The 5,093-nt window shown below is 74.7% G+C and carries 5 protein-coding genes; all 5 read right to left on the reverse strand.

What is annotated here, in order from left to right; genetic code table 11:
- On the reverse strand, positions 1–184 hold a 184-nt coding region (locus GTW08_RS31935; RefSeq protein WP_237453906.1), incomplete at its 3' end, for a hypothetical protein.
- Entirely contained in the window at positions 184–1,239 is a 1,056-nt protein-coding gene (gene sbnA / locus GTW08_RS16680; RefSeq protein ID WP_083658153.1) for a 2,3-diaminopropionate biosynthesis protein SbnA, read from the reverse strand. The genes sbnA and GTW08_RS31935, both read right to left, overlap by 1 nt.
- A gap of 31 nt (positions 1,240–1,270) precedes the next feature.
- Positions 1,271–2,314, reverse strand: a complete 1,044-nt coding sequence (sbnB, locus tag GTW08_RS16685) for a 2,3-diaminopropionate biosynthesis protein SbnB (protein ID WP_073574547.1) — start codon at positions 2,312–2,314, stop codon at positions 1,271–1,273.
- Positions 2,311–3,288 carry a TauD/TfdA family dioxygenase gene (locus tag GTW08_RS16690; protein ID WP_062395838.1) on the reverse strand — a complete coding sequence of 326 codons (978 nt, stop codon included), beginning with the start codon at positions 3,286–3,288 and terminating at the stop codon, positions 2,311–2,313. Before GTW08_RS16690 ends, sbnB begins: the two co-directional genes overlap by 4 nt.
- 17 nt (positions 3,289–3,305) lie before the next feature.
- The coding region (locus GTW08_RS16695) for a non-ribosomal peptide synthetase (RefSeq protein WP_161152199.1) at positions 3,306–5,093 on the reverse strand (1,788 nt) is incomplete at its 5' end.

A 5,093-nucleotide genomic window follows, 5' to 3' on the forward strand; every position in this document is an offset into this window, starting at 1 on the left:
CGGGCAGCGCCGTCGTCGCGGAGGCGTCGTCGACGGCACCCGGGGCTCCTCCGGCCGGCTCCCGCGGTGCGTTCTCGCGGCGGTAGGGCGTCGGCCGGGACGGCGACGACCCGGCTGACGTCTCCGCCGGTGCCTCGCGTCGCGGCGGGACCAGCGGGGCCCGCGGGGTCCTGGTGCGGGCCATCAGCGGGACCCCGCGACCAGGGCCGGGCCACCGGGCAGGATCTCGGTGACCACGCCGGCGGGCGTGACCTCGGTGATCGTGGCCTCGCGCGGCTGCGGCATCCCGGCCGCCGCCTCGGGGCCGAAGTGCTCGGCCAGCCACGACGGCCGGTAGACCGTGTCCAGGTAGCGCTCCCCCATGTCGGGGGCGAGCGCGACGGCCGTGGTCGTCGCGTCGCCGTGGCGGCGCAGCCAGTCCGCGGCCCCCGCGACGACGGTGCCGGTCGACCCGCCGAACAGGAACCCGCGGCGGGCCAGGGCGTGGCACGCCTCGAGCGTGTCGGGCTCGGCGACGTGCACGACGTCGTCGATGTAGGACTCGTCGAGCGCCTCCGGGCGGACGCTGGTGCCCAGCCCCGGGATCATCCGGGGCGTCGGCCGGTCGCCGAAGGTGACCGATCCGGCCGCGTCGACCGCGACCACCCGGACCGGCCGCGGCCGGGACCGGAAGTAGCGGGCGCAGCCCATCAGCGTGCCGGTCGTGCCCGCGCCGACGAAGACCACGTCGAGCTGCGGGAACGCCGCCTCGATCTCCGGCCCGGTCGTGACCCGGTGCGAGCCCTGGTTCTGCGGGTTGGCGTACTGGTTGAGCCAGACGTAGCGGTCGTCGCCGGCGACCAGCGAGCGGACCAGCGCGATCCGGGTGGCGAGGAATCCACCGGCCGCGTCCGGGGTGTCGACGACGCGGACCTCCGCGCCGAGCGCCTCCATCAGCCGGTGGGTGGCCGGGTTGCAGCGCGGGTCGGTGACGCAGACGAACCGGTAGCCCCGGCTCGCCGCGATCATGGCGAGCGCGACGCCGAGGTTGCCCGAGGAGGACTCCACGAGCACCGATCCGCGGTGCAGCAGGCCGCGCCGCTCGGCGTCGGTGACCATGCCGAGTGCGGCCTTGAGCTTGACCGATCCTGCGAAGTTGAAGCCCTCGCACTTGAGGTAGACCGACAGTCCGAGGACCCCGGTCAGGTCGACGTACAGGTCGTCGGTGTTGAAGTCTTCGGGTGCGGAGATGACGGTCATCGTCGACCCCTCGTGTACCAGTGGTGGCGGCTCAGCCGTGCCGGCTCAGCTCGTGGAAGAAGTCGTCGACGGTGTGCAGCTCGCCGGCGTGGGCGACCTCGGCGTGGACGAACCGTCCGACGGCGAGGTCGAGGACCCCGAGGCCGAACGGGGAGAACACGACCGTGCGGTCGGTGGGGACGGCCAGCGTGCCGTCGAGCACCTGGTCGAGGGTCCCGTCGACGAAGTCGCGGTTCCCGGTGGCCTGTTCGGCCAGGTGCGGGGAGGTGTCGGCCTTGAGGCAGTGCTCGACGTCGTCGAGGACGTTGAAGGCGCTGAGCACGATGTCCGCCGACAGGTCGCGCAGCGACACGTTCAGCACCAGCGGGTGGTGGTCGAACCAGGCGGGGTCGTGCACGTGCGGGGTGCCCGCCACGGTCGCGAAGATCACCAGGTCGCTGCCGCGGACCAGCGACTCGGCGGAGTCGTGGATCCCGACCGCGCCGGGCGCGGTCCGCTCGACGTGGCCCCGGAACCCCTCCGCGGAGTCGGCCGACAGGTCGAACACGCCGACCTCGTCGAAGGTCCATCCGGTGCCGACCAGGAACTGGTGGATGTAGCGGGCGATCAGCCCGGTCCCGACGAACCCGACGCGACGCGGGCGGGCCCGGTCGCGCGAGAGCCGGTCGGCCGCCGAGGCCGCCGACGCCGCGGTGCGCGTCGCGGAGATGATCGAGCTCTCCAGGCAGGCGTACGGGTAGCCGGTGCGGGGGTCGTTGAGGATCAGCACCGCCGAGGCCCGGGGGACGCCGCGGGCGACGTTCTCCGGGAAGCTGGAGATCCACTTGATGCCGTCGACGCCGGTGTCGTCACCGGTGCCGCCCAGCGACGCGGGCAGCGCGATGATCCGCGACGACGGCCTGTCGGGGAACCGCAGGAAGTACGACGGCGGGTTCACCGTCGCGCCGGCGCCGTGCACCCGGTAGGTGTCCTCGACGAGCTCGACGAGCTCCTTCTCCCGCCCGCCGAGCGCCCGCGCCACCTGGGCGCCGGAGATCACGGAGAAGGCGGGGACGGACTCGGCCGGGGCGTTCATCGGGCTCCCTCGAAGGCGGGGACGGCGACGCCGTCGGTCATGGCGACGACGACGTGCCGGTCACCGGTGTAGGGGTCGCGGCCGTGGGCGAACCGCAGGTTGTCCACGACCAGCAGGTCGCCGTCCTGCCAGGGCTCGCGGACGGCGTGCCGGTCGTGCGCGGCGTTGATCTCGTCGACGACCGCCTCGGGCACCGGGGAGCCGTCGCCGAAGCGGGTGCTGAACGGCAGCCCGTCCGGGCCGTGCATCTCCAGCAGGAACTCGCGGACCTCGGGGTCCATCGCGAACTCCGACAGGAACGCGATCTGGTTGAACCAGACCCGCTGCCCGGTGACCGGGTGCATCAGCACGCCGTGCCGGCGCTGGCGGGTGCGCAGCCCGCCGTCGGGCGTCCAGACCGTGTCGATGGCGTTGGCCCGGCAGTAGCGCTCGACGGCGTCGCGGTCGGCGGTGCCGAACGCCTGCTCCCAGGAGGCGCCGATGTCGTCGCCGTAGGAGCGGGTGAGGATCCAGCCCTCGCGCTCGACGCGGTCGACGAGTGCGGGCGGCAGGTCCGCCGCGACCCGGCTGGTGTCGACCAGTGGCGTGGCGCCGCCGGTCTCGGGTGCACGCAGGCAGGCGAACAGCAGCGTGGCGGGCGTGTCCAGGACGTAGGACAGCTCGTGGTGGGCGCACATCGGCTGGCGCGCGGGCCACGGGGTGGCCGAGTAGACGCCGTCCGACAGCAGGGTCCGGGCGGCGATCGCCTCGCGCTCGACGTAGCTGCCGGTCCCCAGCCTGGCGGCCACACCGGCGACGTCGGCGACGGTGCGCAGGCCGAGCCCGCGCACCAGCACGACACCGTGGTCGTCGAGCAGGTCACGCAGCGCGTCGCCGTGGCGCTCGGTCCAGCCGGCGGCATCGCCGCCCGGGCCCGCGTCGAGGACGGGCGGTCGTCCGGGGTGCGGGCGCACCCCGAGCAGTGATCCGGTCATGTCTCCCCCTGTGGTGGTCAGCGCTGGTCGGCCGGGAGCAACCCGGCGAGGTCGGTGAGGACGGGATGGTCGAGCACCTGGCGGACCGTGACGGCCCGGCCGAGCGCGATCACGAGCTTCACCGCGGACAGCGAGCTGCCCCCCAGGTCGGCGAAGTCGTCGTCGGGGCCCACCGATCCGGCGGGCAGGTCGAGCACGCGGGTGACGGCGTCGACGACGCGGCGCTGGGCCGCGGTGAGTTCGCCACCGGTCGGGCCGGCCGACGCGCTCCCGGCGACGGCGGCCTGCGCCGCGGCCGCGGTCGCGTGCGCGGTGAGGGTCTTGCGGTCGATCTTGCCGTTGGCGGTGACCGGCAGCGGGTCCAGCCGGTGGACCGTCGGCGGGACCATGTAGGCGGGCAGGCTGCGCGCCAGCCGGGTTCGGACCTCGGGCGCGTCCGGGCCGTCGCCGGCGTGATAGGCGACCAGCTGCGGCCCGCCCGCGGTCGTCGCGACGACCACGCAGGCGTCGCGGACGCCGGGCACCGCCAGCAGCGCGTTCTCGATCTCGCCGATCTCGATCCGGAACCCGCGGATCTTGACCTGGTTGTCGCGGCGGCCGAGGAACTCGAGCTGCCCGTCGGGGCGCCAGCGGCCGTGGTCGCCGCTGCGGTAGAGCCGCTCGCCGGGCCGGTGCGGGTCCGAGCCGAACGCGGCGGCGGTGCGGTCGGGGTCGTTGACGTAGCCGCGGCCGACGCACACCCCGGAGAACACGATCTCCCCGGGCGCGCCGAGCGGGACCGGCGCCAGGTCGGCGTCGACGACGTAGACCTTCACCCCGGGCACCGGGGCGCCGAGCGGGACCCGGCCGTCCGCGGGAGCCTCGCGCAGCACGGCGTGGTTGGTGTCGTCGGAGGTCTCGGTCAGGCCGTAGGCGTTGACCAGCGGGACGCCGGGCAGCACCCGGAACCAGCGCTGCACCAGCTCGGTCTTGAGCGCCTCCCCGGTGGCCGAGACCATCCGCAGGTCGGGCAGCGCCGTGGGGTGCTCCTCCAGGTAGGTCAGCACGACCTCGAGGTAGCTGGGTACGAGCTGGGCGACGGTGACCCGGGACCGCACCAGGGTGTCGACGAAGCGGCGGACGTCGAGGATCACGTCCTGCTCGACGAGCAGGGTCCGCCCACCGGCGAGCGGACCCGCGACGAGCTGCCACAGCGAGATGTCGAAGCACTGCGGCGCGGTCTGGGCGACCACGCAGCCCGGCTCCAGCTCCAGGTCCTCGATCTTGGCGAGCAGGTGGTTCAGCATCCCGGCGTGCTCGCACATCGCGCCCTTGGGCTCGCCGGTGGAGCCGGAGGTGAAGTACAGGTAGGCGAGTCCGTCGGCCGGGACGTCGGCGGTGGGCGCGGGGCCGTCGGCGGCGGCGACCGCGTCCGGCACGGTCAGCACCGTCGTCGCGACGCCGGCCTCGTCGAGGTGGGCGCGGGTGGCGTCGGTGGTCAGCGCGATCCGGCACCCGGCGCGGGTGAGCGTGCGGGCGATCCGCTCGGCCGGGAAGTGCGGCTCGACCGGCAGGTAGGCGCCGCCGGCACGCAGGACGGCGAGCACCGCGACCATCCAGTCGAGGTCGCGGTCGCACACCACGGCGACGACGTCCTCGGGCGCCTGCCCGGCGTCGAGCAGGCTCGAGGCGACGCGGGCGGCCCGGTCCTCCAGCTCGGCGCGGGTGAGGGTGACCCCGGCGTGCTCGGCGACGACCTCGTCGGGGGCCGCGGCGGCGCGGTCGGCGAGCAGCTCGTGCGGGCGGCGGTCGGGCAGGTCCCGGGG

The organism is Pseudonocardia sp. SID8383 (assembly GCF_009864975.1).
Lineage (GTDB): Bacteria > Actinomycetota > Actinomycetes > Mycobacteriales > Pseudonocardiaceae > Pseudonocardia > Pseudonocardia alni.

Coding starts and splice junctions, on each gene's coding strand:
- sbnA (WP_083658153.1), bottom strand. CDS start 1,239: ATGACCGTCATCTCCGCACCCGAAGACTTCAACACCGACGACCTGTAC.
- sbnB (WP_073574547.1), bottom strand. CDS start 2,314: ATGAACGCCCCGGCCGAGTCCGTCCCCGCCTTCTCCGTGATCTCCGGC.
- GTW08_RS16690 (WP_062395838.1), bottom strand. CDS start 3,288: ATGACCGGATCACTGCTCGGGGTGCGCCCGCACCCCGGACGACCGCCC.